Source organism: Myceligenerans indicum (genome assembly GCF_016742955.1).
Taxonomy (GTDB): domain Bacteria; phylum Actinomycetota; class Actinomycetes; order Actinomycetales; family Cellulomonadaceae; genus Myceligenerans; species Myceligenerans indicum.
Genome location: NZ_JABBYC010000001.1, coordinates 244,852 through 268,300, shown reverse-complemented (window position 1 = coordinate 268,300; position 23,449 = coordinate 244,852). Strand labels below are relative to the sequence as shown.

The following is a 23,449-nucleotide window of genomic DNA, read 5'->3' as shown; positions in this document are numbered from 1 at the left end:
GCCCACCGCCGGTCCTCGCCGCGTCACCTGCGGCTCAGGCGCGGATGACGGCCGTGGTGCCCGAGACGGTGTTCGTCGACAGGTAGCAGGTGGCGCCCGTCTCCGGGTGGTCCACGACGACGGTGCGCTGAGCGCTGGAGGACAGCAGCTCGCCGTCCAGGACGACCTTGCCCGTGACACTCCGTGCGCGGAGATTCACCGGCGTGCCGGCGTCGAGCCGGATCGTGACGGCGCCCGCCACCGTCTTGGCCGACACCATCGGCGTCGTACCCGTCGACGACACGTCCACGGGGCCCGAGACCCCGTTCACGGTCACCCGGCCGAGGCCGCCGGAGACCGTCGCCGGCCCGGACGCCTGGTTCACGGTGACGTCGCCCGTGTGCCCGGTCACGACGATCGCCCCCGACACCGACTTCACGGACAGGGGCCCGGAGGTCCCCGTCGCGGTGACCGCGCCGGTGACACTCTTGACGTTCACGCGCGCCCGGCTTCCGGTGACGCTCGCCTCCGCACCCACCGTGGCGAGGTCGAGGGGCGCGGCCGCCGGAACGGTGATCCGCACGACGGCGGAATCCTGGTCGCGCAGACCGCGGAAACGGTCCACGAACCCTTCGATCCCGGGGAAGTCGTAGGCGACCCGGAGGATGCCGTGCTCGGCCAGTACCTGCAGCGGGCGGGACGAGACCTCCAGCACCTCGATGGTGGCGCCGGAGGTCCGGTCCGGGTCCGCGACGATCTCCGCCCGGCCGTTGGTCAGCCGGACGGTCAGGGAGGTCGTGTCCGCTACCTCGATGGTCTGTGGTGCGGCGACGCTCCAGGACTCGGTGGTCATGGTCATGCTCCGTTCGTTCGGCGGGGGCTCGTGCCGGGATCTTCGGTCGGTGTACCGGTCGAAGGCTGTTCGGACGTCGACGCCGACTGTCCGGAGGTCATTCTGGTCGGTTTCGGAACCGGGGGCAGCGTGGCGGCGACGGCTGTGCGCGCGCTGTCGAGCACTGTTCGCAGGGTCTCGAGCGTGAGTGGGCCGACCGCACCGGCCGCGTCGGCCTCCCGCAGGTCCGCGAGGACGTCCCGGCGGAACTTCTGCAGGGCGGCCTCCGCCTCGTGCCGGAACGTGTTCGACGTCGCACGCCGGGGATCGGCGGGGGCATGGGGCGCCGGCCGGGGCCGGGCACGGGCCGCCGCGGCCGCCGCGGCGAGCTCCGCCCGCACACCGCGCATCGTCTCCTTGATGTCGGCACGCACCTCGTCCGCGCGGGACCGCACGGTCTCGGCCACCGAGGACTCCAGGCGGACGACGTCGGACCAGCGCGCCTCCACCTCGGCCCGGCCTGCCGGCGTCAGCTCGTAGGGCGCCTTCCGTCCGGAGGCCTCGGCCGCCGGGACGCGACGGACCAGGCCCTCCTCCTCCAGCCGTGCGAGCCGCGGGTAGATCGTGCCGGCGCTCGGCTTGTACGTGCCGCCGAAGCGGTCCGCGAGCTCGGTCATGAGCTCGTAGCCGTGCCGGGAACCCTCGACGAGCAGCGCCAGGAGGTACAGGCGCAGCTCACCGTGGGCGAAGACAGGAGGCATCAGGCGAATCCCGGTGTCGCCGGGGTGTCCCCGGACGCCGCGGGCCGCCGGGCCGGCCCTGCCGTGTCGTCTGCCGCGGCCTGGTCGGCACCGAGCACCGTGACATCACCCGAGACCGACGAGACGCGCAGGTGGGTCCGCCCCTCGCTCGCGGGACGCACGACGGCACCCCCGCGGCCGCTGACCTGCATACCGCCGACACTGATCCGTCCGCTGACCGCCGACGAGTGCACCTCGAGGGCGGACTCGTCCGGGACGCGCAGCAGCAGGTTGCCGGACACGGTGTTCGCCTTGATCCATTCGGGCTGCGAGGTCAGATCCATGGTCACGTCTCCGGACACCGTAGTGGACGTCAGGTGATCGACGGCACCGCTCAGCACGACGTCGCCCGAGACGGTGGTGCTGTTGATGGAGCCCGTGTGGTCGCGGACGGTGGCATCGCCCGACACGTTGGCCAGGGTCAGCGGGCCCCGGGTGCGAGACACGAGGAGATTGCCCGAGGCCGTGGACACCTTGGCGGCGCCTTCGGTACCGGACAGCAGAGCCTCCCCGCGGACCGTGCCGACCTTGACGTCCACCCTGGCGGGGACGGCGATGTGGATGTCGGCCCGCGCCGCGCCGACGGCGACGTCGGTCCACTTCTTCAGGAAGCCGGCGAGCCCGCCGGACGGGTTCGACTCGTGCCCGACGACGAGGCGGCCGCCACGGAACGCCACCTCGACCGGGCGGCCGTCCACGGAGTGCACCTCCACACGGGTCACGGGCTCCTCGTGAGCGACGACGTCCAGCCGGCCGTCGACGACGTGCGCGTGCAACGAGGTCACGTCGTCGACCTCGATGGTCTGCGGACCGGTGACGGTCCAGCTCTGCTCGGTCATACCTGCCTCCTGACGATTGCGGGACTCATCCGGCGTTCTGGTGCGTCCCGAACGCCGACGGCGGAGCGGAACGCGATATATCGCGTTGCCCACTCACGATATATCGCGTTCGAGCAGCGGGCAAGGGGCCTCCCGTGGGATCATGTCCCGAGTCAGTTCGCCATCCGTCAGGAGACACCAATGAGCAAGCGCGGCCGCAAGCGCAAGGACCGCAAGAAGAAGTCCGCCAACCACGGCAAGCGCCCCAACGGCGGCTGAATCGCCGAGCGGACGTCTGACACGACGGACGGCGTCGCGCGGATCACGGGCCGAGGCACCGTGGTGGCCGGCGAGGTCCGGGTACCGTCAGGACGGGGCACGAGAGGGCCGGAACCCGCAGGTTCCGGCCCTTCGTCATGCCCCGCCACGGAGACCGGTCAGAGCGCTCCGCCGGCGGCCTCCGGCACGTCGGAGGACGCTCCCGCGTCGCCGATGGTCTCGCGCGCGACGAAGTTCTCCAGGTCGAACAGGTTGTCCTTGGCACGCTGGGCAACCGTGAGCAGCGTGTTCGCGCCGGCCACCTCTTCGACCTGCTCCTTCAGGAACCACAGCAGGAACTGCTCGCCGAGCATGTCGGCCTCGTCGCGCGCGGCACGGAAGATCGCCTTGACCTGGGAGGTGACCTGTTCCTCCTGGTCGAGGGCGAGCTGCAGCGGCTCGGTGACGTCGGCGAAGTCGTTGCGGACCGCGCCCGTTCCCGGGATCACCACCGGAACATCCCGGTCGAGGTGGTACTGGACGATCATCATCGCGTGGTTCCGCTCCTCGACCGCCTGCCGGTAGAAGTGCGCGGCAAGCTGCGGAAGGTCATGGCCGTCGAACCAGACGGCGATCGCGATGTACTGCTGGTGCGCGGAGAGCTCGTGGCCGATCTGCTCGCCGAGCAGCCGCCAGAACTCGGAGTCCTGCGGGGTCTGCGTGGTGGAAGTCATGGCAACAACGTAGCCCCGCGGGAATGTATCGGCCGGGAGGATCGTTTTCGCAGTCGTGATCTCGTCCCCCACCGCTCCGATCGTGCCAGGCATGCCGGCCGGCTCCGTGACCGGCCCGTTGGCCGGCTCCGTGACCGATGTGGCCGGGCCACCGCGGCCGGCTCCCGGCTTCCTCGGCGCCCCTGAGCGACCTCGGCGCGCGGTCGTGCGGCTCGGCAACGAGACCGACGCCACAGGAAAGGATCGCGTGACGCAACTAGGCTCGGCGTTGATGACGGACCACCCGCAGACAAGCACGCCCGACGAGGCGTCAGACCGCACCCCCGAGGGCGAGGACAACGCGGCCCGCGCCGCGCGGTTCGAACGTGACGCGCTCCAGTACCTCGACCAGCTGTACTCGGCGGCGTTGCGGATGACTCGCAACCCCGCGGACGCGGAGGACCTGGTGCAGGAGACGTTCGCCAAGGCGTTCGCGGCGTTCCACCAGTACCGGCCGGGCACCAACCTGAAGGCCTGGCTGTACCGGATCCTGACGAACACGTTCATCAATAGCTATCGCAAGAAGCAGCGTCAGCCGCAGCAGTCGCAGGCCGAGGAGATCGAGGACTGGCAGATCGCCCGTGCGGCGTCGCACACGTCCCAGGGGCTGCGATCCGCCGAGGTCGAGGCGCTGGACCGCCTTCCCGACAGCGACGTGAAGCGCGCCCTCGCCGCACTGCCGGAGGACCGCCGGATGGTCGTGTACTACGCGGACGTGGAAGGCTTCCCCTACAAGGAGATCGCGGAGATCATGGGTACACCGATCGGCACGGTGATGTCCAGGCTGCACCGTGGTCGCCGGCAGCTGCGAGAGCTCCTCGCCGACTATGCGGCGGAGCGTGGACTGGTGAAGACAGAGGCACCCGGAGGCGCGAAGTGAAGGACCAAGAGCGGGACGGCCAACCGGCCGTGAAACCGATCCCGCACGACACCCCGGGCTCCGAGTGCGAACACGCGCTCCAGCACCTGTACGAGTACCTGGACTCCGAGATGACACCGCAGGACGAACAGAGGATGCGGGCTCACGTCGCACACTGTTCGCCGTGCCTCGCGGAGCTGAGCGTCGAGGACCTGGTGAAGCAGCTCGTGAAGCGTTCCTGCTCCGAGCGCGCCCCCGAGACGCTGCGGCTGCGGATCCACGAGCAGATCCGGATCGAGGCGCGCTGAGGCGACGCGCCCCGAGGCCCGAAGACCTTCCGGGCACCCGCCCGACGCAGGACGGGGACCTCCGACACGCCGTCGCCGTCCTGCCGTGGACGGAACGGCAGACCTTTGACATGGTGGACCGCATGGTGCTGCGACACATCGCTCGACCCCTTCTGGCCTCCTGGTTCGTCGCGTCGGGGGTGCAGGCGGCGAGCAAGCCGGCCGAGCACGTCCAGGCGGCGCGACGTGGCTCAGGCCTCGTGGCGAAGGCGCTCGGCGCCGAACCCCTGAGCGAGAAGCAGGTGACCACCATCATCCGCGTGCACGGCGTCGCCGTCGCCACGGCAGGCGGTCTTCTCGCCCTCGGCAAGGCTCCTCGCACGGCGGCCGTGACGCTCGCCCTGCTCACGGTGCCGCTCGCCGTCGTCAACCAGCCGTTCGGCCGGTCCGACGGCGACCGGGAGGCCCGCGCCCAGCGGTTCGTCGGCAACCTCGGCGCCATCGGTGCCGCTCTCATCGCAGGCGCCGACACCGAGGGTAGGCCCGGGCTGAACTGGCGCGTGCAGCAGGCGCGAGCGGCTCGTGCGGCTGCCCGGGCTGCGAAGGCCGCCGCCAAGGAGGGCTGAGGCCCGGCGACGGGATCTCCTCGCCGGGACTGGCCTGGTGGCGCGCGTGAACTGCGGGACCGCTGCTCAGCTCTCCTTGAGGACGGCGCCGGTGCGGCTCGCGAGGAGACGGCGGAACGAGGTGAGCCGGAGCGCGCGTGTCGTGCGGGTCTCGTCGTCGGGCGACCCCGCAACCCAGTCGTCCAGCGCGCAGTCCGGAGCGTCCGCCTGGTGGGTACACCCACGCGGGCAGTCGAGGGCGGCCTCGGCCAGGTCGTCGAACGCGTGCAGCAGGTGGGCGATCTGGACGTGAGCCAGTCCGAACGACCGCACCCCTGGTGTGTCGATCACCCAGCCGTCCGGGTCCGCGTCCGTGCCGGCCTCCCCCGGCCCGGGTGGCAGCGGCAGGGCGATGGCCGACGTCGAGGTGTGACGTCCGCGGCCGGTGACGTCGTTGACGCCCCCGGTCGCGCGGTCCGCCGTCGGCACCAGGGCGTTGATCAGCGTGGACTTGCCCACACCCGAGTGCCCCACCAGGACCGACGTCTTCCCCCGCAGCCGCTCACGCACCTCTTCGACCGAGGCGGCCTCCAGGGCGAGAATCTCGTCGCGTGGTTCCGCCTCTTCCGCGGCAGCGTGAGCCGCCTGGGCGCGGGTCACCACCACCTCGACGCCGAGAGGCTCGTACAGCCCCCGTAATTCTTCGGGCGAGGCCAGATCCGCCTTGGTGAGACACAGGAGCACATCCATCCCGGCGTCGTAGGCCGCGACCACGCACCTGTCGATCATGCCGGTGCGGGGCGGTGGATCCGCGAGCGCGGTCACGATGACGAGCCGGTCGGCGTTGGCGACGACGATCCGTTCGTACGGGTCGTCGTCGTCCGCGGTCCGGCGCAGCACGGAGCTTCGCTCCGCGATCCGAACGATGCGCGCCAGCGTCCCCTCGTCACCGCTGACGTCGCCGACCACCTCGACCCGGTCGCCGACCACGACCCGGGTACGCACGAGCTCGCGGGCCCTCATGGCCAGCACGATGGCACCGGACCCTGGCACGAGCAGGGTGTAGCGCCCCCGGTCCACGCCCGTGACCAGCGCGGTCACGGCATCCTCGTGGCTCGGCCGGCGCTTGGTGCGCGGCCGCGAGCCGTGCTTGGACGGCCGGGACCGGAAGTCCGACTCGTCGCGCGCGCCACGCCGTGCCATCAGCGCCGGCCTCCCCTCATACGCCCGCTCCGAGCATTCGCTGCCAGAGGGACGGGAACTCCGGCATCGTCTTGCCGGTCGTCGCGATGTCCTCCACCTCGACCCCGGGCACCCGCAACCCGATCAGCGCGCCAGACGTCGCCATCCGGTGGTCCTCGTACGTGCGGAAGGTCTCGGCGTGAAGCGGGCGCGGAGTGATGACCAGGCCGTCCCGGGTCTCCTCCGCCTGTCCGCCCAGCCGCGTGATCTCGCGGGCCAGGGCCGCGAGGCGGTCCGTCTCGTGCCCGCGCAGGTGCGCGATGCCGCGCAGCCGCGTCGGGGAGTCCGCGAGCGCGGCGAGCACGGCGACGGTCGGGGCGAGTTCACCGGCGGCGTGCAGGTCGAGGTCGACGCCGCGCACCTGTCCGGTACCTGTCACGGTCAGGATGTCGCCGGAGACCTCGGCGGTGCCTCCCATGCGGGTCAGGATGCCGGGCAGGAGGGCGCCGGGCTGCGTCGTCCGGGCGGGCCAGCCGGGGATGCGCACGGTACCGCCCGCGACGAGAGCGGCGGCGAGGAACGGGGCAGCGTTGGACAGGTCGGGCTCGACGCGCACGTCACGGGCGCTGATCGGGCCCGGTTCGACGCGCCACAGACCGTCGCGGGTGTCGTCGACGGTGACCCCGACGTCGCGCAGGGTGGCGACGGTCATCTCGATGTGCGGCAGGCTCGGCAGCGTCGTGCCGATGTGCCGCAGCGTCAGGCCCTGCTGGTACCGGGGCGCGGCCAGCAGGAGCCCCGAGACGAACTGCGACGACGCGGAGGCGTCGATGTCCACGGTTCCGCCCCGGACGGAGCCGGTCCCGGTGACGGTGAACGGGAGATGTGTCGGGAAGTCGTCGCCGGGTCCGGTCACGGACACACCGAGCGCATGCAGGGCGGTCAGGACCGGCGCCATCGGCCGGACTCGTGCCGCACGATCGCCGTCGAACCGGACGGGGCCTGCCGCGAGGGCGGCGACCGACGGCAGGAAGCGCATCACGGTGCCCGCGAGGCCGCAGTCGATCTCGGCGCCGGTGACGGGAGCCGGACCAGGAGTGACGTGCAGGGTTCCGGGAACATCGCTCTCGGTGATGCCGGTCCCGAGGGCGCGCAGGCCGGCGATCATGAGATCGGCGTCGCGGCTGCGCAACGCCCCGCGGAGCACGCCCGGTCCGTCGGCGAGCGCGGCGAGGACGAGCAGGCGGTTGGTCAGGGACTTGCTGCCCGGCACCTCGACGGTCGAGTCCAGTGGCCCGACGGCGGTCGGGGCGGCCCAGGTCGGTGCGGTGGGGGCATTCGTCATGCCCCGAGGTTATCCGAGCGGGTCAGCGAGGGCCCGGTCGTCTCGACGTCGTCCCGGCTGTCCCGGCGGACACGGCGTGCTTGTCCGTGCGGCGTGTCGTGCGGTGCGCCTGTCCACGCCATGCTGCATTTCGCCCTGGAACGCCGATTTGGCGCTACGGTGGCGGACGTGGCCGCCGTGACCAAGACCAGCTATGACGATGACCTGCGTCTCGCCCACGTCATCGCCGACCAGGTGGACGCGCACACCATGTCGCGCTTCCGCTCCCTCGACCTGCACGTCGAGACGAAGCCGGACAACACGCCGGTGTCCGATGCCGACCGGGCGGCCGAGGAGATGATCCGCGCCCAGCTCCAGCGGGCCCGTACCCGCGACGCGATCGTCGGCGAGGAGTACGGCGCGGCCGGCAGCGGTGCGCGGCGCTGGATCATCGACCCGATCGACGGCACCAAGAACTTCGTGCGTGGTGTACCCGTCTGGGCAACGCTCATCGCGCTTGCCGACGGGGAGGACGTCGTGGTCGGGCTGGTCAGCGCGCCGGCCCTGGGGCGGCGCTGGTGGGCCGCCCAAGGCTCCGGCGCCTGGACCGGCAAGGGGTTGCACTCGGCGACCCGGATGAACGTCTCGGGTGTCCGGGAGCTCGGTGACGCCTCGCTCAGCTTCGCGTCGCTCAGCGGCTGGGAGTCGCGCGGCCTGCTGGAAGCGTTCCTCGACCTCACGCGGCGGTGCTATCGCACTCGCGGCTACGGGGACTTCTGGTCGTACATGCTGGTGGCGGAAGGCGCGGTGGACATCGCACCCGAACCCGAGCTGGAGGTGTACGACATGGCGGCGCTCGTGCCCATCGTCCAGGAGGCCGGCGGACGGTTCACCTCACTGGACGGGGAGCCGGGCCCGTGGGGCCGGAACGGTCTGGCCACGAACGGCCTGCTGCACGACCAGGTCCTCGATCTGCTGGGGTGAGCTGCCGCCACGGAGCAGGCACACTTTTCCCATGCGCATCTACGTGCCCGCCACGCTCGACGAGCTCGACATCGTCGACGTCGGCCGCACCTCCGCCCGCTGGTCCCTCACACCGCGCCTGGTGCACGGCGTCACCAAGGCGCTGACGGCCGAGCTGCCCAACGAGGACACCGAAGGACTGGAGTACTCCGCCTTCCTCGACGCCGCCGCGGCGTCACTCACGCTGCTTGCCGCGCGTCGAGACGCACCGCCTCTGCGCGCCGTCGTCACCGTCGAGGTGCCCGACACCGTGCTCGTGCCGGTGGAGGGCCAGGGAGCCGAGTCCGCAGCCTCCACCCTTCGCCTGACCGACGTCGTGCAGGACGTGCCGATCGTGTGCGTGCATGCCGACGAGCCCGAGGCTGCCCCGGACGTGGCAGCGCTCCGTACCGCCGCCGACGCCGACGACGAGGACGCGCTCGCCGGCGCGGTCCAGCGCGCCACCGACCGCGACCTGCTCTGGTACGACTGGTCGGAGGTCTCCGGAATTCCGCGCTGATCCTGCGGCCGTGGCCTCCTCACCTGCGCCGGGCGGCCGCGGCCCGGATCCGGTGGGTCGTGTCACGCGTGGCGCCGGTTCGGGATGCCGACCCACGGGGAGGCCTCGGCGCGGGGCGACATCCGCTCCCGTACGATCCGCCGCACCTGGTCCGCGAGGTCTCCGAATGCCGTACGGGCCGGTGAGCCGGGCGCGCACTCGGAGAGCGCCCGGCCGGTCAGGAGCCCCGCGTCCAGTCCGGCCGGGTCATCGGGAACCAGAAAAGGGTCGACGCCGGCGAAGCGGGCGAGCGCGGTGCGAACCGCGCCCCGGGGGCCGTCGCCGACCGTCGCCGCGCGGACCCGGTTGACCACGACCAGCCGGTCCGGGGTGAGCGGCACGGGAAGAGCGGCCAGGTCATCGAGCCCTCGGACGAGACGGTGCAGGCCGATCGGGTCCCCTCCTCCGACGACCACCACGACGTCCGCGGCGGCGAGCGCCCCGAGGGTCGCCCCGTTTCGCTGCGGGGCCCGCGTGTCGTAGGAGAGGAGTTCGTCGGTCTCCAGCACCGGACCGGTGTCCACCACGACCCAGTCGGCCAGGTCCCGGGACCGGTCCCAGACGGCGTCGAGCGCTGCGCCGGACAGCTCTGCCCACCGTGCCGGCCGCACGATGCCCCCGAGCACCCGCACCCCGGGGAGCGTCACGGGCGCATGGCGAGCGAGGCTCTCGACCTCGAGCGGCCCGGCTGCGGCGGCACGCACCGCGCCGGCCAGCCCCGCGGAGTCGTCGAGCAGTCCGAGGCGGGGCGCGACAGACGGTCCGTAGGTGTCGGCATCGGCGAGCACCACCTGCTCGCGCGGGCCGCCCCGCCGTGCGCGGCGGCTCGCACGCCCAGCTCGTGAGAGCCTGCCGCGCAAGCTCCCGCGCCCGCTCCGGCGCGGCGGCCCGGTCCGGTCCGGCGCCGGCGGCCCCTCGGCCAGGGCCACGGACAGCTCGATGGCGGTGGTCGTCCGTCCGGGTGCACCGACCGGCCCCCAGACCGCGATGAGCCTGCCACGGCCTGTCCGGGCTCTTGGGCGCGTGAGGTCCGCGTCCGGCGCCGTCGGCGGGCGCGTGTGCTCGTCCCGCACGGCAGCCGGCAGCTCGTGCACGGAACGCGCGACAGCGTCCACCCCGATCGCGCCCAGGCGCTCGGTACTCGGTTCAGGCGCGTCGTCGAGCGCGATCACGCGAACTCCTGCCTGGTGCAGTCTCGCCACCGGCTCGCGCCCGAGGCCGGGCAGCGTCGCCGATACCACGGCCGCCCGTCCGGATCCGGCCTCCGCCGCAGCGAGCAGCTCGGTGAGGTCGGCACACCGGCGGGTGACCGTCACGGCCGCGCCCGCCTCGCCGAGCCGCCGCACCACGGTGCTCTCCACGGGTCCCAGCACCGCGCAGAGCACCGTGATCGTGCCCGCCGCGGTCACCGGACCGCTCCTCCGACCGGAACGACCGCGAGGCTTCCCGGCTCGGTCAGGGCACCCAGCACGCGCGGCAGCGCCTCTTGCTCCACCAGGACATGCAGTGTCGTCGTGCCGGCCACCACGAGCGCTCCGGCGGGCTCCTCGACCTGTTCGACGATCACGCCCTCGGCGAGGGTTGCAGGCTCGGTCCCGGCCCCACGGGACGCCGCTCCGGGCGTGCCCGCGGTCTCGGAGCGGGATCCGTGCTCGGGCACGAACCAGAGGTCGGCGATCGCGCCGGGCCGGATGCGCTCGGACACGCCACCCGTGATCGGGAGGGCGACGGAGCGCATCGTGCTGCCGTCGCCCAGGCCGGACCTGGAGACCAGCTCACCGTCCGCCACCACGCGCTGTGCCACGAGGCCCGGTGGCAGGTCCGCGTCCGCACGGAGGTACCGATCCAGTCCGGCGCTCAGCCGAACGTCCACGACGCGGAGCGCGTCCCGGGTCACGGGCTCACCGGGTGTCAGCGCGCCGTCGGCGACGAACACAGGTACTGTTCGGCCCGCGGAGGCGACCAGCCAGGAGCCGAGCGCGACGGACATCGCCACCAGCACGATCCCGCTCAGGAGGCGAGGATCTCGCCAACCGGGCGGGCGCAACCTGGCGGCAGAGCGACTCTCCCCCGGTGTGGGCGGTGCGTCGATCATGTAGGTCCTCTCGGTGTTCGGGTCGAAGGCGGTGAACGTCCCCCAGACATGGTGAGCGAACGTCCGGGATCCGGCATCCGATGAAGTCATTCTGTGGATAACTGTGAATTTCCGCGCCAGTGTCGAGGGCCTGTGCCATAGTGGCGTCATGGATAAGCGGTTTCTCTCTCTGGCTGACGTGGTCGAGACCCTGAACATCTCCATGGCGCAGGGCTACGCGCTCGTGCGCACCGGTGACCTGCCGGCCATTCAGGTGGGTCCGAAGAAGGTCTGGCGCATCGAGGCGGCGGAACTCGAGTCCTACATCGAGCGGCAGTACGCCAAGAGCCGTGAACGCCTCAAGGCAGGCGAGGGCTGAGGATCACCGCCGACAGCACGAACGGCGAGGCGGCACATCCACGAGGATGGGCCGCCTCTCGTGATTCCGGAACCTGACCCCGGCGTCGGCGGCCCTACAGGGCGCGAAGCCCGGGCAGAGTGCTTGTGCGGCGGGAACGGGCACGGCAGCGCGGCTCCCGGCCGCCGCCGTCACGAACGCTCCACACCCGGCGGCGCGTGGCTCACGCAGAGCAGCGCGGCGAACGGCACCACCCGCCCATCCCGGTAGCCGCCGTCCAGCACCTCCAGGTCCAGGTGGTCGGCGCCCACCCGAGCGATGCGGCCGCGGGACTCCCGCCCCCGGGTCCGCACGAGCACGATCCGCCGGTCACGCTGCATGCCGCGCAGCAGGGTCGTGATCGCCGGCTCCCGGTGAACTGCCGGGACAGAGCCCGGCCCCAACCCCGAGAGACCGTCGATCGCGGCAAGCGGGACCAGGTGTCGCGCGGGAGTTCTCGCCGCCCCCTGCAGGAGAAGCCACGTGGCCGCGGCCTCACGCACGACGCCACGCACCGGCTCGCCGTCCGCGAGGTCAACCACCACGGCCCCACCCACGGCCGCCCGCAGCCGATCGGCGAGGGAGATCGTCGCATGCTCGGCGCGCGTCAGCTCGGCGACCATGGCATCCGACTCGGCGGCGTCATGCGCATCGGCAAGGGCATCGAGGTCGGCCGCGAGATTCGACCAGCGGGCATCCGACGGATTCATGGGCTCACTCTGCGCTATCCACAGCCTCTCCGCCCATCGGTGGACGGCCTTTGCGCCCTGATGTTCAATACCAACATCAAGAGCCATCCATAGGGTGCTGATTCAGATTTTGATCCGCCCTTGGGCTGACAGGGGGTACTTCATGGCGTTGACAGAGGTTGACCTGCGGCCAGGAACGCATCCGGCCGCACTGGGTGCGATCGCACTGGGAGCGCTGACCGCCGCGAGTACGCTCGCGGTCCGTGCCACGCACGTCTGGCGAGAGGGAGTGGTCACGATCGATGGCAGCCTCGAACTCGTGATCGAGGCAGGGGCCTCACTCTGCGCCGCATGGGTGGCACTCGCAGCCGTCGTCGGGCTGTTGTACGCGGTGAGCCGCGGAGCGGGACGGGACTGGCGTTCCGGACGAGCCTTCCTCTCCCGCTGCGCTCCCCGGCTCGTGCGCCGGATGGCCGGTGCGGTCATCACGGCAGGCGTCGGTGTCGGCATCGCGGCGCCGGGCGCCCTCGCGGCGACGACAGCCGGGGCCGGGCCGGATCCGGCACCGCCCGGAGTCGTACTCGACCTCGGCTGGCAGCCGACAACGGACCACCCGGCCACGGACCACCCGGCCACAAGCCGGACGGCCACAGGCGGGCCGGCCGGAAGTGGCACCGACCCTGCTGCCACGGACCTGTCCCGGCCCGGGCAACCGGCCGCGAACACCCGCCACGTGGGCACGCGGCCGCTCGGCTCCGGCCGCGCGCGGGACCCGGAACGCACCCGCCGGGTCGACCGGAGCGCGCAGGACGGCGGCACGCGGAACGGCGCGGCTCCGGTGATCGTGGAGGTGGGCGACACCCTGTGGTGGATCGCGGCCGCGCACCTCCGATCGGAGAGCCCGGCATCGGACTCGCCCGATGCCGCACGTGTCGCCGTCGAGGTCGCGGCCTGGCACACCGCGAACCGGAAGACGATCGGCCCCGACCCTGACCTCATCCAGCCGGGAACGGTGCTGCACGCACCGGACCCGCGGTCCCTGGGGGCACGGTCATGACGGCCGTCGCGGGCCCTCCGCAGCAGGTACGTACGCGAGGTGTACCCCGTCCCCGCCGGCCCGCCGCACCCGTCATCGAGGAGCCTCGTCGCACCTTGCGGAAGGTGCAGCTCGGCGGCTCCGACCCCGACATCGCGCGCGCCACCGAGCTGCTGAGCCAGATCGACGACCGCCGCGTCCCGGAACCGCAGCCCGATCTGCCCGACCCCACCGCGCTCGTCTGCCGCGTCGCCCGCGCCGCGATCGAGGTGCTGCGTGGCGAGCGGCCCGCGAACCAGCTCGCGCGATGGACCTCGGCCCAGGTCTACGACCAGCTCGTGGCCCGAGAACGGCTGATGAGTGGCGCGCGGACCGGACGGCGGCCCGCGTCACGGCGCGTGGGGGTCCGCCGAGTGCGTCTCGTCCGGCTCGGGACGGCGTCGGCAGAAGCCACGGTCGTGCTGCACGACGGCGAACGGGTCCGCGCCGCCGCCGTCCGCCTGGAAGGCCGGCATGGTGCCTGGAGAGTCACCTGTCTCGAACTCGGCTGAGGCCGATGTGCGCCGGGATCCGCGGCGAACGGCCCTGCGGCCACTGCTCACTCGAGCGTGACGCACAGGTCCGCATTGCGCCGTGTCGCCGCAACCACCTCGGCGTTGCGCTGGTCCGAGCCGTGAGCCCAGGCACGCGCCGCCTCCTGCGTCTTGCCGTGGGAGTGGTGCCTGGCGGTCAGGCGCTCCAGCCGGACGTCGTCGGGCAGATCCACGTACCAGACCTCGGTCAGGTGCGCACGGGCTCGGGGCCATTGCCCGGTTTCCGCGAGGAGGTAGTTCCCCTCGGTGATCACGAGCGGCACCTCGGGGGGCACGACGACGGCACCCGCGATCGGCTCCTCGAGCTCCCTCCGGAACTCCGGAGCCAGGATCGGGGCATCGCCCGCGCGCGCGGTCGCGAGGCGCCGGATCAGGTCGGCGTACCCGGCGTCGTCGAAGGTGTCGATGGCCCCTTTGCGCTCCCGGCTCCCCCGCGCCTCCAGCACGGAGTTGGCGAGGTGGAACCCGTCCATCCCCACCACCACGGCGCGCTCCGGGCCCAGCGCGGCGGCCAGCCCGGCGGCGAGCGTCGACTTCCCGGCGCCCGGCGGACCGGTGACGCCAAGGACGGCACGGCCCTCACCCGCGACGCCGTCCACCAGGCGGCGCGCCCGCTCGACGAGGTGCTCGGGCACCTGCCACCCGGCACCGGCTGCCCGAGGCCCCTCTGCGGAGGAGCCTTCGGCGGCCGGTGTCGGGCCTACCGCCGCAGGGACCGGCCCCCGTGCCGCGGCGGCCGGGCCGGCGACGCCGCCCGGCGTCTCGTGGTCCGTGCCGGTCCGCCCCGTCCCACCGAGAAGGCTCAGCCACTCGCGCGGCCCGAGGTGTTGCACGCGCAACGAGGCCACCCGCACCGCGTCCGCGCACGCCTCGGGGAGCCGTGCGCCCTGAGCCAGCGTGACCGCGAGAGCACCGTGGAAGGCATCGCCCGCGCCGAGTGTGTCCACGGACGCCACCGTCGGCACCTCGACCACCCCGTCCACCCCGCCGCAGCGCCAGTCGACGGGTGCCGGACCATGCGTCACCACCGTCGCCCCACGCAGGCCCGCGTACCAGCCCTCCTGACCGTCGGGGACGCGGAAGGCCGCCGAGCACGCGATGACGTCGGCCTCGGGCAGCAGATCCTCGAACACCGGCCGCCACCTGCCCGCGTCGAGCAGGATCAGGGGCCGCGGCCGAAGCTGCCGGGCGTGGGCGAGCACCGTCCGGGCGATGCTGGGGTGGTGCCCGTCGAGCAACACCACGTCGGGTGCCGGAAGGCCGGCAAGAACCTCTGGTTCCGGCCCGGGGACCTGCGCCAGGGCACCGTCGGCGGAGACGACGGACCGCTCGCCGGTGTCGTCGTCCACCAGAACCGCGGACACCGCCAGGTCGTGGCCGGCCCGGGCGACGTCATGCACCTCCACACCCTGCTGCTCCAGGTCCGCCCGCGCCGCCCTGCCCACGGCACTGTTTCCCAGGGCCGTGACCAGGACGGCCCGCACTCCCAGTGCGGCCGCCGTCACCGCCGCGTTCGCCGCGGGCCCACCTGCGGCGACGTCCTGACGTGAAGCGGTCACTTTCTGATCGCGCTCGGGCCGGGGCGCTCGATGGATCACATCCAGCGTGGCAAGACCGGCGAACCAGCAGGTCAAAGGTTTCCGGCCAGGCTGATACGGGGTCTCTCGCGCCATGCCATGAGGCTACGACACACTCCGGCATCTCAGGCGTCGAAGACACGGTTAGCAATCCGGACACACTCACAACCTGTGGATAAACAGTCTCACTGATGATCACATCGCTTCATCATGGATTGCATGACATTCATCGCTCCCATCAAGCCCGGAACGTGCCTGAACGACGACGAGTCGCTGCTCGCGCTCGCCGAGTTCCTGCACCAGGACGTCCTCCCGCGCGAAAGATCGCTCTGGTTCGCCATGCTGGACTCCGAGCGCCGTATGCTGCCCGCCGTCGTCCCCTTCCACGACCTGCCCGCCGACCCGGAGCTACCGTTCGTCGCCCGCCTCGGCTATCTCTGGGCCACGGTCCTCGGCGCCGTCAGCGGAGCGAGCACGGTTCTCATGCTGGAGCGGCCAGGAGCCGAGGCGGTCAGAGACTCCGACCGGGCGTGGCATGCTGCACTGCACGCCGCCGCTGCCGAGGTGAGGATCGGCGTCGCCGGGTTCTTCCTCGCCACGGCCGACGGCGTCCGTCCCCTCGCCCAGGACGATCTGAGGCGCCGGTGAGGCCGGCACACCTCGGCGACACGGCGTCTCGCGCATCGGACCCCCGGTGGACACCCCCAACGCCTGCGGCTAACGTTCCGGCCATGACGTCGCATCTGACCTGCCAGGACTGGTGGCCCGCCGACTAGGCGGGCTCGCGACGCATCACCCACACGTCCACGACCGCCTCGCTCCGGGGCGGTCGTCGCGTGTTCCCACGACGTTTCCCGGGCCGGGGCGGGCATCCCGACCCGAGAGGCCCACGCATGTCCCACATCTCCGTCCCCACACCCGCCGGCGCCACCCGGCACCCTCTCCTCGACCGTGTCCTCGCCTCGGACGGGTCGCTCCCGTTCGCCCTCCTGCGCCGGCACGGCAGCACCGAGGTCGAGGTACTCACCGGCGAGGTGGTCGACGCGGAACTGCTCCACGACATCCCGCTCGACGGCGCCCCGGTGCTCGCCGTCGTCCCGTTCCGCCAGGCCCACGAGCGCGGCTTCACGGTGCACGACGACGGTGCCCCGCTTCGCTGCCTCGTCGTCCGCGAGTCGGAACGGGTGGCGCTGCCCGACGCCGTCGCCGCCCTCCCACCCGAGCCCGTCCAGGCCGAACCGCGCGGCTTCGACATCGACGACGAGGAGTACGCGACCATCGTGCGGCACGTGATCGACGACGAGATCGGTCAGGGCGCGGGCGCCAACTTCGTCGTGATGCGCCGGTTCGAGGCCCGCACCGGCGCGGCGCCCGTCCCCGCGCTGGCCTCGTGGTTCCGCGCTCTGCTCACCCACGAGGTCGGTTCGTACTGGACCTTCGCCGTGCACGCCCCCGCGCCCGCAGGAGGCACGAAGCCCGGGGACTCCACCGCCGGTGCCTCGGCCACGGACACCGGTACCTCCACCGCGGCCCGCGACAGGACGGACCCCGGTGCCGTGACGGTCTCCCTGGCCGGAGCCACCCCCGAACGGCACCTGACCATACGCGGCGGCGTGGCCCGCATGAACCCGATCAGCGGCACCTACCGGCACCCCCTGACGGGCCCGACCCGGGACGGCGTCCTGGAGTTCCTGCGCGACACCAAGGAGAACGAGGAACTCTTCATGGTGGTCGACGAGGAGATGAAGATGATGAGTGCGCTCTGCCCCGAGGGCGGGCGCATCATCGGCCCGTACCTCAAGCAGATGGCCCGGCTCAGCCACACCGAGTACCTGCTGGAGGGCCGCACCTCCCTCGACCCTCGCGAGGCCCTGCGCCTGACGATGTTCGCACCCACAGTGACCGGATCCCCCATGGAGAACGCCTGCTCGGTGATCACTCGCCACGAGACGCGTCCACGCGGGTACTACTCGGGGTTCCTCGCGCTGTTCGAGCCGGACAGGTCGGCGAGGACGCCATCGGCTCCCACGCGCTACTCGCTCGACGCACCGATCCTCATCCGCACGGCCTACCTGCACGACGGCGGACGCGTGTCCGTACCGGCGGGCGCCACGCTCGTGCGCCACTCCGTGCCCGAGCACGAGGTCGCGGAGACCCGCGCCAAGGCGTCGGGCGTGCTGGCCTCGCTCGGGCTGGTCGCTCGCGGTGCCGGGCCCGGCACGGTCGTCGACCTGAACGCCCAGCCGGGCGTGCCCGAAGCCCTGGCAGCCCGCAATCGCCAGCTGGCGGACTTCTGGGTCCGTCCGCAGGCGGGAACACTGCCGCCTTCCTCGCGGTCGTCACTCCTGAGCGGACGGGACGTGCTGGTCGTCGATCACGAGGACCAGTTCACGACCATGCTCGCCCACCAGCTGCGTCACCTCGGCGCGGACGTGCGCGTGGTCCGGTGGGACGCGGTGGAGGATCCGCCCGCCGAGGATCTCGTCGTCCTCGGCCCGGGCCCGGGCGACCCCCGCGACCACGCGGACCCGCGCATCGCGGCCATCGCCCGCAGGATCCACGAGCGCGTCGCCGCCGGACTGCCGCTGCTCGCGGTCTGCCTGAGCCACCAGGTGCTCGCGGGTCTCGCGGGCTTCCCGGTCAGCGCGCTGCCCGCACCGCGCCAGGGAGTACGGCTCGACGCCGACGTGTTCGGCACCACGTCCGCCGTCGGCTACTACAACACCTTCGGTGCGCGGCTCGCGACCCTCGACGCGTCGAAGGCCGGCAACCCCGTGGCCCGCCTGGGCCTCGAACCCTCCTTCGGCCCGGACGGCGTGCTCACGGCCCTGCGCGGCTCCCGGGTGGCGTCGGTGCAGGGCCACCTGGAGTCGGTTCTCTCGGCCGACGGCCTCACGGTCCTGGAGTCCCTCGCGCGCCACGTCCTCGGTGTCCCGGTGGAGCCGTCCCCGACATGACCCGAACCGGCGCCCGGGACTTGGTTCAGGCTCGCAGCTCGCGATACCTGCCCAGCAACGCGACGAACTCGCCCCGGAGGCCGTACGGGTCCGCGCCCAGGGCGGCGGCGGCGCGGGCCTGCGCCGACTCCAGGCTCGCGCCCGCCGCGTACCCCGAGCCCCGGGCGACGAGTCCCGCCTCGGCCACCGCCGACGCGAACCGGAAGTCCGTGGACGGCTCTCGGGTGTACGCGGCGGCGCCGACGGGGTACTCCTGCTCGGCGCTGCGGCTCGCCCCCGGCTCCTTCCAGCGCACGTGCACGGTCAGGAAGTCGTCCGAGCCGGACGGCGTCGCGTCCTGGTACTCGAGACCGTTGCCGGCGGTGGCCTCCCCCGACGCGGGGACGATCTCGTAGAAGGCCGTCACGGAGTGGCCCGCACCCACATCGCCGGCGTCCTTGGTGTCGTCCGCGAAGTCCTCGTCCTCCAGACGGCGGTTGTCGTAGCCGATCAGCCGGTACCCGGACACCACCGCCGGGTTGAACTCCACCTGCACCTTGAGGTCCTGGGCGACCACGAACATCGTCGAGTCGAACTCGTCCACCAGCACCTTGCGCGCCTCGTCGATCGTGTCGATGTACGCGTAGTTGCCGTTCCCGTGGTCGGCGATGGCCTCCATCATGTTGTCCTTGAGGTTGTACATCCCGAAGCCGAGCACCGAGACGTACACACCGGACTCGCGGGCCTCCTCGACCATCGCGGTGAGCTCCTGGGGTGTGGACGGCCCCACGTTGAAGTCCCCGTCGGTCGCCAGGATCACGCGGTTGTTGCCGCCGTCGACGAAGTTCTTCGCGGCGAGCTCGTAGGCCGTCTCCAGCCCAGCCGCACCTCCCGTGGAACCGCCCGCGGAGAGCGAGGTCAGCGCATCGGTGATCACGCCCTCCTCGGACCCGGGAACCGAGTCGAGCAGCACCCGGTTGTCACCGGCGTAGGTGACGATCGAGACGACGTCGCGGGGGCCGAGGCGCGAGGCGAGCAGTGCGAACGACTCGGCCAGCAGCGGGAGCTTGTCCGGTTCGTTCATCGAGCCCGAGACGTCCAGCAGGAACACGATGTTGTTGCCCTCGTGCGTGGGTACGGCCTCGGTGGCCTGCACCCCGATCATCGCCAGGTCGTGGTCCGGCGCCCACGGCGCCTCGGCCACCTCCGTGGAGACCGCGAACGGCGCCTCGTCGCCCGGACCGGGGGCGGCGTGGTCGTAGTCGAAGTAGTTGACGAGCTCCTCGATCCGTACGCCCGCGGGCTCCTGCCCCTGGGCGATCTGGCGGCGCAGGTTGCTGTAGGACGCCGTGTCGACGTCGGCGGCGAAGGTGGACAGCGGGCTCGTGGCGACCTTCTGGAACGGCTGCTCGAGCGCGTCGTCGTATTCCTCCTGGGACGGCGCCGGCCGCTCACGGGTCTCGGGGGCGAAGCCCTCGGGCGCCCCGGGTGCCATGGCCTCGGGTGCGCCGGCCAGGCCGTCGGGTGCGGCACCCTCGCCATACAGTTGGGCGTCGGCGCGGACCGGTGCTCCCCGGCCGGTGTCCGACGTGCTCTCGTCCGCGCTGCCGCAGGCGGACAGCAGCAGCCCGACGGTGACCGCGGTCGCGAGCGCCGCAAGGTTTCGCCGGCTGGTGGTGCGGGTCATGGTGCTCCCTCTCGTCCGGAAGACTGGGCACGGGATCCCGGTGTCCGGACGGCGGTGGCGTCACCAGCGCGAACCGGTCACGGTCCCGCACCGTCTGTGTCACGACCAGCAGCGGCGTTGCGCCGACGGGGTCACGGTCCCGCAACGGCCACGAAGATGCCCCGCTGTTCGTCCTGGGCCGCGGGTCGGGGCGCCGGGGACCGGGGGTCTCCCGTGCTGAGGCGGACCCGGTCGACGGCGGTCCGCAGGTCGGTGGTGGCCAGCGTGAGTGACTCCTCCACGAGCCCGGCCTGCTCCACGAGCATCTCGGCCTGAGGCACCGTGGCAGGCTCCTGCGTCGTCACGCGCTGGCCGACGACTCCCTCCGCGGAGCGGATCGCCGCGTCGAGCATCGCGCGCGCGTCAGGATCGGCTCCCGCGGAGTCCGCCTGGACGTTCCGGGCCACGACGATCACCGTGGCCAGGCGCTCCGCCCCCGTCCGTCCTGCGGTGACACGCACGTCGATCTGCTCGGTCAGGGCTTCGAGGCGATCGGTCGTGGCGGCCCTGGCCTGGTTGACCCAGCCGACGAGCAGAGCCGTCACGATCGCGAGGATCGCCGCCCCGGCCAGGAAGCGGCCGAGGACGCGGCCACGTACGAAGACGCCGACGGTGGTGACGGAAGTGGTGACGGCATCGGTACGGACAGCTGGTGCTCCGATTCCGGAAGGCTCCGGTGCAGCGGCCTGCGTGGTCATTCGTCTCCCCCTGAGAACGTCACTGACAACGAACGGTGCACTCGCGGTCGCGCCTTCTTGACAGCGCGACGATGCGCTGTTTCCGAGGCCGACCGACCGCTTGAGAGTAGGACCGCCGGGGGTGGTTTGCCCACTCAGGTCGTGATCTGTGGAAAACCGCGCATCACAGGTGTAAGAATACTCACTGACCTCGTGAAACGCGTTTACCCGAGGTCCTTCTCGGTGGACTTCTCGACCACGACCAGACGGTGTGTCGGACGGGTCAGCGCGACGTACAGATCGCGCTGACCGCCGAGCCGTTCGGCGACGATCTCGTCCGGCGCGACGACGACCACGGCGTCGAACTCCAGTCCTCGCGCCGCAGCCGCCGGGAGCACCTGCGCGACCCCTTCGACCCGCCCCGTCAGCTCGCCGACGCGCCGCTCGGCACAGATCACGGCGACCTGGCCTCCCGGATGCGCCGCGACGTCGTCGGACACGGCCGCCGCGACGGCGGACGCGACGGCGCCGGAACCGGACCGCGGGTGGACGACGACAGTCCGCGGCTCCTCGCCGTGTCGTACCGCCGTGCTCGGTTCCTGGTCCGGTGCGATCCGCGCGAGCAGGTCACGCGTGGCACCGAGAATCTCGGCGGTGGTGCGGTAGGAGACCGTCAGGGTCCAGGCCTGCGTGCGCCCCTCGTCGGCGACGTCGGCCAGGGCCTCACCCCAGCTCCGCACGGTGGAGACCTGCCCTGCCTGAGCGAAGTCGCCCACCACCGTCATCGACCGGGACGGGCAGCGGCGCGCCACCATGCGCCACTGCATGGGTGTGAGCTCCTGCGCCTCGTCGACGACGATGTGCCCGAACGTCCGCTCCGGCAAACCGTCCACCAGGGCCGACGCCTCGTCCAGCAACGGCACGTCCGCCTCGGTCCAGCGATCGGACGCACCGCGGCCGGCACCTGTCCGGCCGCCCGTTCCCCGGCCGCCCGTTCCCCAGCCGTCCGCCTCCCAGCCGTCCGCCTCCAGGACCTCGCGCACCAGTTCCTCGGGATCCAGTCGCGGCCACAGCACGTCCACCGCGCCGTCGAGGCCGCGGTCGGCGGCGAGCTCCGCGCGCACCGCGTCAGGGTCGAAGTCCTCACGCGCGTCACCGACGGCGGCGCCGTCGTGGCCGAGGCGCACCAGATCGGCGGCGGCGATCCGGTCGAGGAAGGAGACGTCACGCCCCATGACGGCGGCGACCTCCTGGTCGACCTGCTCCAGGGCGTCCGCGGCCTCCCGTTCGAGGGCGTCCGTGAGCGTGTCGACGACATGCTCCTTGAAGATCGCGCGGGCGGGGTTGTGCGCGAGCCCGCCGCCGGCTGCCCGGGCCCTCGCGGCCGCCACCTCGGCCGCGGAGAGGTCGGGCAGGTCTCCCGGCGTACGGAGCGGGCCGGACGGGGCCTGCCGCCGCCGGACCGTGTCGGCGAGGGCCTCGGCCATCCGCGCCTCGCCCTTGGACCTCGCCTCTCCTTCGGACGCCGGCGCCGCGCTCCGCCCGGTCAGCGTGGCGCAGGTGGCCAGCAGCACGTCGTTCTCCCCGAGCGAGGGCAGCACGTGGGAGATGTAGTCGAGGAACCGCGGGTTGGGGCCGAGCACCAGGACGCCCTCGGCGGCGGCGCGCTCGTGCGCGTACAGCACGTAGGCCGCCCGGTGCAGGGCGACGACGGTCTTCCCCGTGCCGGGCCCGCCCTGCACGACGGTGACGCCGCGATGCGGGGACCTGACGATCCGGTCCTGCTCGAACCGGAGCGTGGACACGGCCGCGCGCATGTGTCCGGTGCGCCGCGCGCTGAGTGCCTCGACCAGCGGCCCGTCCCCGACGACATCCTGCGAGCCGGGCCTCGAGCCGTCCAGGATCTCGTCGCTGACCTCGGTGATCGTGCGGCCCGCCGCCTTGAGGTGGCGGCGTCGGCGCAGGCCGTCGGGCGCCAGGGCGGTCGCGGTGTAGAACGGGCGGGCCGCGTCGGCGCGCCAGTCGACCAGGAGCGGGTCGGCGTCGGCGCGCGGCCGCAGGCCGATGCGCCCCACGTGCAGCCAGGTTCCGTCGGCGCGGTCGATCCGCCCGAAGCACAGGGCGTGGTCGGCCGTCTCCAGGGCATGAGCGCGCCTGCGCAGCCGGGAGGCGACCACCTCACGCTCGGCCGCCTCGGCGGCCCCGGACGGACGCTCGCGCAGCACGCGCGACAGCTCGGCGCGTGCCGCGGCGGCCTGTTCGTCGAGGAGGCCGTACATTCCGGTGACATGTTCCTGCTCGGCGGCGGTCTGGTCGGGACGCGGTGCGGAGGTCCGGGGCACGTGACTCCTCTGGTCGGCGGCCCCGGCTCAACGTGCGGGACGCGGCGAATGTTCCGCGTCCCGCCGCGCCCGGAGATGCCCCGCCCGCGCCCGGCACGGTGCCCGGCGCCGATGCCCCGGCGGC

24 protein-coding genes are annotated in these 23,449 nt (G+C 72.5%); 11 read left to right on the top strand and 13 right to left on the bottom strand.

Annotated elements, in window-relative coordinates; genetic code table 11:
* Positions 1-34: 34 nt before the first annotated feature.
* Genes HGK34_RS01115 through HGK34_RS01105 form a run of 3 tightly spaced genes read right to left on the bottom strand, consistent with a single transcriptional unit; the run spans position 35 to position 2,450 of the window.
* Entirely contained in the window at positions 35-838 is an 804-nt protein-coding gene (locus tag HGK34_RS01115) for a DUF4097 family beta strand repeat-containing protein (protein WP_201844707.1), read from the bottom strand.
* Complete coding sequence (locus HGK34_RS01110) at positions 835-1,572, bottom strand: PadR family transcriptional regulator (protein WP_201844706.1); 738 nt, start codon at positions 1,570-1,572, stop codon at positions 835-837. Before HGK34_RS01110 ends, HGK34_RS01115 begins: the two co-directional genes overlap by 4 nt.
* Positions 1,572-2,450, bottom strand: a complete 879-nt coding sequence (locus HGK34_RS01105; RefSeq protein ID WP_201844705.1) for a DUF4097 family beta strand repeat-containing protein — start codon at positions 2,448-2,450, stop codon at positions 1,572-1,574. Before HGK34_RS01105 ends, HGK34_RS01110 begins: the two co-directional genes overlap by 1 nt.
* A 180-nt stretch (positions 2,451-2,630) precedes the next feature.
* On the opposite strand from HGK34_RS01105, the gene HGK34_RS23700 reads away from it, so the two are divergent.
* Positions 2,631-2,708, top strand: a complete 78-nt coding sequence (locus HGK34_RS23700; RefSeq protein ID WP_372433060.1) for a 50S ribosomal protein bL37 — start codon at positions 2,631-2,633, stop codon at positions 2,706-2,708.
* Between the two features lie 158 nt (positions 2,709-2,866).
* Here the strand turns inward: HGK34_RS23700 and HGK34_RS01100 are convergent, their stop codons facing one another.
* Positions 2,867-3,421, bottom strand: a complete 555-nt coding sequence (locus tag HGK34_RS01100) for a ferritin (RefSeq protein ID WP_201844704.1) — start codon at positions 3,419-3,421, stop codon at positions 2,867-2,869.
* A gap of 91 nt (positions 3,422-3,512) precedes the next feature.
* On the opposite strand from HGK34_RS01100, the gene HGK34_RS01095 reads away from it, so the two are divergent.
* The 3 genes from HGK34_RS01095 to HGK34_RS01085 all read left to right on the top strand — a co-directional run bounded on the left by HGK34_RS01095 (position 3,513) and on the right by HGK34_RS01085 (position 5,232).
* Positions 3,513-4,340 (top strand): sigma-70 family RNA polymerase sigma factor, encoded by an 828-nt coding sequence (locus tag HGK34_RS01095; protein WP_280517828.1) that lies wholly within the window; start codon positions 3,513-3,515, stop codon positions 4,338-4,340.
* Positions 4,341-4,369: 29 nt separating this feature from the next.
* Entirely contained in the window at positions 4,370-4,627 is a 258-nt protein-coding gene (gene rsrA / locus HGK34_RS01090; protein ID WP_201844702.1) for a mycothiol system anti-sigma-R factor, read from the top strand.
* A gap of 122 nt (positions 4,628-4,749) precedes the next feature.
* A complete protein-coding gene (locus tag HGK34_RS01085) occupies positions 4,750-5,232 on the top strand; it encodes a DoxX family protein (protein ID WP_201844701.1) in 483 nt (160 codons plus the stop codon).
* A gap of 66 nt (positions 5,233-5,298) precedes the next feature.
* On the opposite strand, the gene rsgA is transcribed toward HGK34_RS01085, so the two are convergent.
* Both rsgA and aroA read right to left on the bottom strand, forming a co-directional pair.
* Positions 5,299-6,414, bottom strand: a complete 1,116-nt coding sequence (rsgA, locus tag HGK34_RS01080; RefSeq protein WP_201844700.1) for a ribosome small subunit-dependent GTPase A — start codon at positions 6,412-6,414, stop codon at positions 5,299-5,301.
* Positions 6,415-6,430: 16 nt separating this feature from the next.
* Positions 6,431-7,738, bottom strand: a complete 1,308-nt coding sequence (gene aroA, locus HGK34_RS01075; protein WP_201844699.1) for a 3-phosphoshikimate 1-carboxyvinyltransferase — start codon at positions 7,736-7,738, stop codon at positions 6,431-6,433.
* Between the two features lie 168 nt (positions 7,739-7,906).
* On the opposite strand from aroA, the gene hisN reads away from it, so the two are divergent.
* Together hisN and HGK34_RS01065 are read left to right on the top strand one after the other, a co-directional pair.
* Positions 7,907-8,701: a histidinol-phosphatase gene (hisN, locus tag HGK34_RS01070; RefSeq protein WP_372433059.1), complete on the top strand. Its 795-nt coding sequence runs from the start codon at positions 7,907-7,909 to the stop codon at positions 8,699-8,701.
* A 31-nt stretch (positions 8,702-8,732) separates the two neighbouring features.
* Complete coding sequence (locus HGK34_RS01065) at positions 8,733-9,239, top strand: DUF6912 family protein (RefSeq protein WP_201844697.1); 507 nt, start codon at positions 8,733-8,735, stop codon at positions 9,237-9,239.
* A 62-nt stretch (positions 9,240-9,301) separates the two neighbouring features.
* Here the strand turns inward: HGK34_RS01065 and HGK34_RS01060 are convergent, their stop codons facing one another.
* Positions 9,302-10,687, bottom strand: coding sequence for a CpaE/TadZ family protein (locus tag HGK34_RS01060; RefSeq protein WP_201844696.1), 1,386 nt, complete (start codon positions 10,685-10,687; stop codon positions 9,302-9,304).
* The gene (locus HGK34_RS01055; RefSeq protein ID WP_244666256.1) at positions 10,684-11,463 is read right to left on the bottom strand and encodes a CpaB family protein; all 780 of its coding nucleotides are present in this window, start codon (positions 11,461-11,463) and stop codon (positions 10,684-10,686) included. Before HGK34_RS01055 ends, HGK34_RS01060 begins: the two co-directional genes overlap by 4 nt.
* A 58-nt stretch (positions 11,464-11,521) precedes the next feature.
* On the opposite strand from HGK34_RS01055, the gene HGK34_RS01050 reads away from it, so the two are divergent.
* Positions 11,522-11,731 carry a helix-turn-helix transcriptional regulator gene (locus tag HGK34_RS01050; protein WP_123815499.1) on the top strand — a complete coding sequence of 70 codons (210 nt, stop codon included), beginning with the start codon at positions 11,522-11,524 and terminating at the stop codon, positions 11,729-11,731.
* A gap of 170 nt (positions 11,732-11,901) precedes the next feature.
* Here HGK34_RS01050 and HGK34_RS01045 read toward each other — a convergent pair whose 3' ends face one another.
* Positions 11,902-12,459, bottom strand: coding sequence for a hypothetical protein (locus HGK34_RS01045; RefSeq protein WP_201844695.1), 558 nt, complete (start codon positions 12,457-12,459; stop codon positions 11,902-11,904).
* Positions 12,460-12,601: 142 nt separating this feature from the next.
* Between HGK34_RS01045 and HGK34_RS01040 the strand changes: the two genes are divergently transcribed.
* Both HGK34_RS01040 and HGK34_RS01035 read left to right on the top strand, forming a co-directional pair.
* Entirely contained in the window at positions 12,602-13,495 is an 894-nt protein-coding gene (locus HGK34_RS01040) for a LysM peptidoglycan-binding domain-containing protein (RefSeq protein ID WP_201844694.1), read from the top strand.
* Positions 13,496-13,599: 104 nt separating this feature from the next.
* Positions 13,600-14,025, top strand: a complete 426-nt coding sequence (locus tag HGK34_RS01035; protein ID WP_307815676.1) for an Rv3235 family protein — start codon at positions 13,600-13,602, stop codon at positions 14,023-14,025.
* Positions 14,026-14,072: 47 nt separating this feature from the next.
* On the opposite strand, the gene HGK34_RS23400 is transcribed toward HGK34_RS01035, so the two are convergent.
* Complete coding sequence (locus HGK34_RS23400) at positions 14,073-15,740, bottom strand: nucleoside/nucleotide kinase family protein (RefSeq protein WP_307815625.1); 1,668 nt, start codon at positions 15,738-15,740, stop codon at positions 14,073-14,075.
* Between the two features lie 123 nt (positions 15,741-15,863).
* On the opposite strand from HGK34_RS23400, the gene HGK34_RS01020 reads away from it, so the two are divergent.
* Positions 15,864-16,292: a hypothetical protein gene (locus HGK34_RS01020; RefSeq protein WP_201844693.1), complete on the top strand. Its 429-nt coding sequence runs from the start codon at positions 15,864-15,866 to the stop codon at positions 16,290-16,292.
* A gap of 245 nt (positions 16,293-16,537) precedes the next feature.
* Positions 16,538-18,601, top strand: coding sequence for a chorismate-binding protein (locus HGK34_RS01015; protein WP_201844692.1), 2,064 nt, complete (start codon positions 16,538-16,540; stop codon positions 18,599-18,601).
* 25 nt (positions 18,602-18,626) lie between these two features.
* Here HGK34_RS01015 and HGK34_RS01010 read toward each other — a convergent pair whose 3' ends face one another.
* From HGK34_RS01010 to HGK34_RS01000, 3 genes are all read right to left on the bottom strand, one after another.
* Positions 18,627-20,267, bottom strand: a complete 1,641-nt coding sequence (locus HGK34_RS01010; protein ID WP_201844691.1) for a vWA domain-containing protein — start codon at positions 20,265-20,267, stop codon at positions 18,627-18,629.
* Between the two features lie 131 nt (positions 20,268-20,398).
* Positions 20,399-21,004: a hypothetical protein gene (locus HGK34_RS01005; protein ID WP_201844690.1), complete on the bottom strand. Its 606-nt coding sequence runs from the start codon at positions 21,002-21,004 to the stop codon at positions 20,399-20,401.
* 203 nt (positions 21,005-21,207) lie between these two features.
* Entirely contained in the window at positions 21,208-23,325 is a 2,118-nt protein-coding gene (locus HGK34_RS01000) for a HelD family protein (RefSeq protein WP_307815624.1), read from the bottom strand.
* Positions 23,326-23,449: the final 124 nt, after the last annotated feature.

Coding starts and splice junctions, on each gene's coding strand:
- HGK34_RS23700 (WP_372433060.1), top strand. CDS start 2,631: ATGAGCAAGCGCGGCCGCAAGCGCAAGGACCGCAAGAAGAAGTCCGCC.
- HGK34_RS01115 (WP_201844707.1), bottom strand. CDS start 838: ATGACCATGACCACCGAGTCCTGGAGCGTCGCCGCACCACAGACCATC.
- HGK34_RS01100 (WP_201844704.1), bottom strand. CDS start 3,421: ATGACTTCCACCACGCAGACCCCGCAGGACTCCGAGTTCTGGCGGCTG.
- HGK34_RS01065 (WP_201844697.1), top strand. CDS start 8,733: ATGCGCATCTACGTGCCCGCCACGCTCGACGAGCTCGACATCGTCGAC.
- HGK34_RS01055 (WP_244666256.1), bottom strand. CDS start 11,463: ATGACTTCATCGGATGCCGGATCCCGGACGTTCGCTCACCATGTCTGG.
- aroA (WP_201844699.1), bottom strand. CDS start 7,738: ATGACGAATGCCCCCACCGCACCGACCTGGGCCGCCCCGACCGCCGTC.
- HGK34_RS01020 (WP_201844693.1), top strand. CDS start 15,864: ATGACATTCATCGCTCCCATCAAGCCCGGAACGTGCCTGAACGACGAC.
- HGK34_RS01085 (WP_201844701.1), top strand. CDS start 4,750: ATGGTGCTGCGACACATCGCTCGACCCCTTCTGGCCTCCTGGTTCGTC.
- HGK34_RS23400 (WP_307815625.1), bottom strand. CDS start 15,740: ATGGCGCGAGAGACCCCGTATCAGCCTGGCCGGAAACCTTTGACCTGC.
- rsgA (WP_201844700.1), bottom strand. CDS start 6,414: ATGGCACGGCGTGGCGCGCGCGACGAGTCGGACTTCCGGTCCCGGCCG.
- HGK34_RS01095 (WP_280517828.1), top strand. CDS start 3,513: ATGCCGGCCGGCTCCGTGACCGGCCCGTTGGCCGGCTCCGTGACCGAT.
- HGK34_RS01105 (WP_201844705.1), bottom strand. CDS start 2,450: ATGACCGAGCAGAGCTGGACCGTCACCGGTCCGCAGACCATCGAGGTC.
- HGK34_RS01040 (WP_201844694.1), top strand. CDS start 12,602: ATGGCGTTGACAGAGGTTGACCTGCGGCCAGGAACGCATCCGGCCGCA.
- HGK34_RS01110 (WP_201844706.1), bottom strand. CDS start 1,572: ATGCCTCCTGTCTTCGCCCACGGTGAGCTGCGCCTGTACCTCCTGGCG.
- HGK34_RS01050 (WP_123815499.1), top strand. CDS start 11,522: ATGGATAAGCGGTTTCTCTCTCTGGCTGACGTGGTCGAGACCCTGAAC.
- HGK34_RS01015 (WP_201844692.1), top strand. CDS start 16,538: ATGTCCCACATCTCCGTCCCCACACCCGCCGGCGCCACCCGGCACCCT.
- HGK34_RS01005 (WP_201844690.1), bottom strand. CDS start 21,004: ATGACCACGCAGGCCGCTGCACCGGAGCCTTCCGGAATCGGAGCACCA.
- HGK34_RS01010 (WP_201844691.1), bottom strand. CDS start 20,267: ATGACCCGCACCACCAGCCGGCGAAACCTTGCGGCGCTCGCGACCGCG.
- HGK34_RS01045 (WP_201844695.1), bottom strand. CDS start 12,459: ATGAATCCGTCGGATGCCCGCTGGTCGAATCTCGCGGCCGACCTCGAT.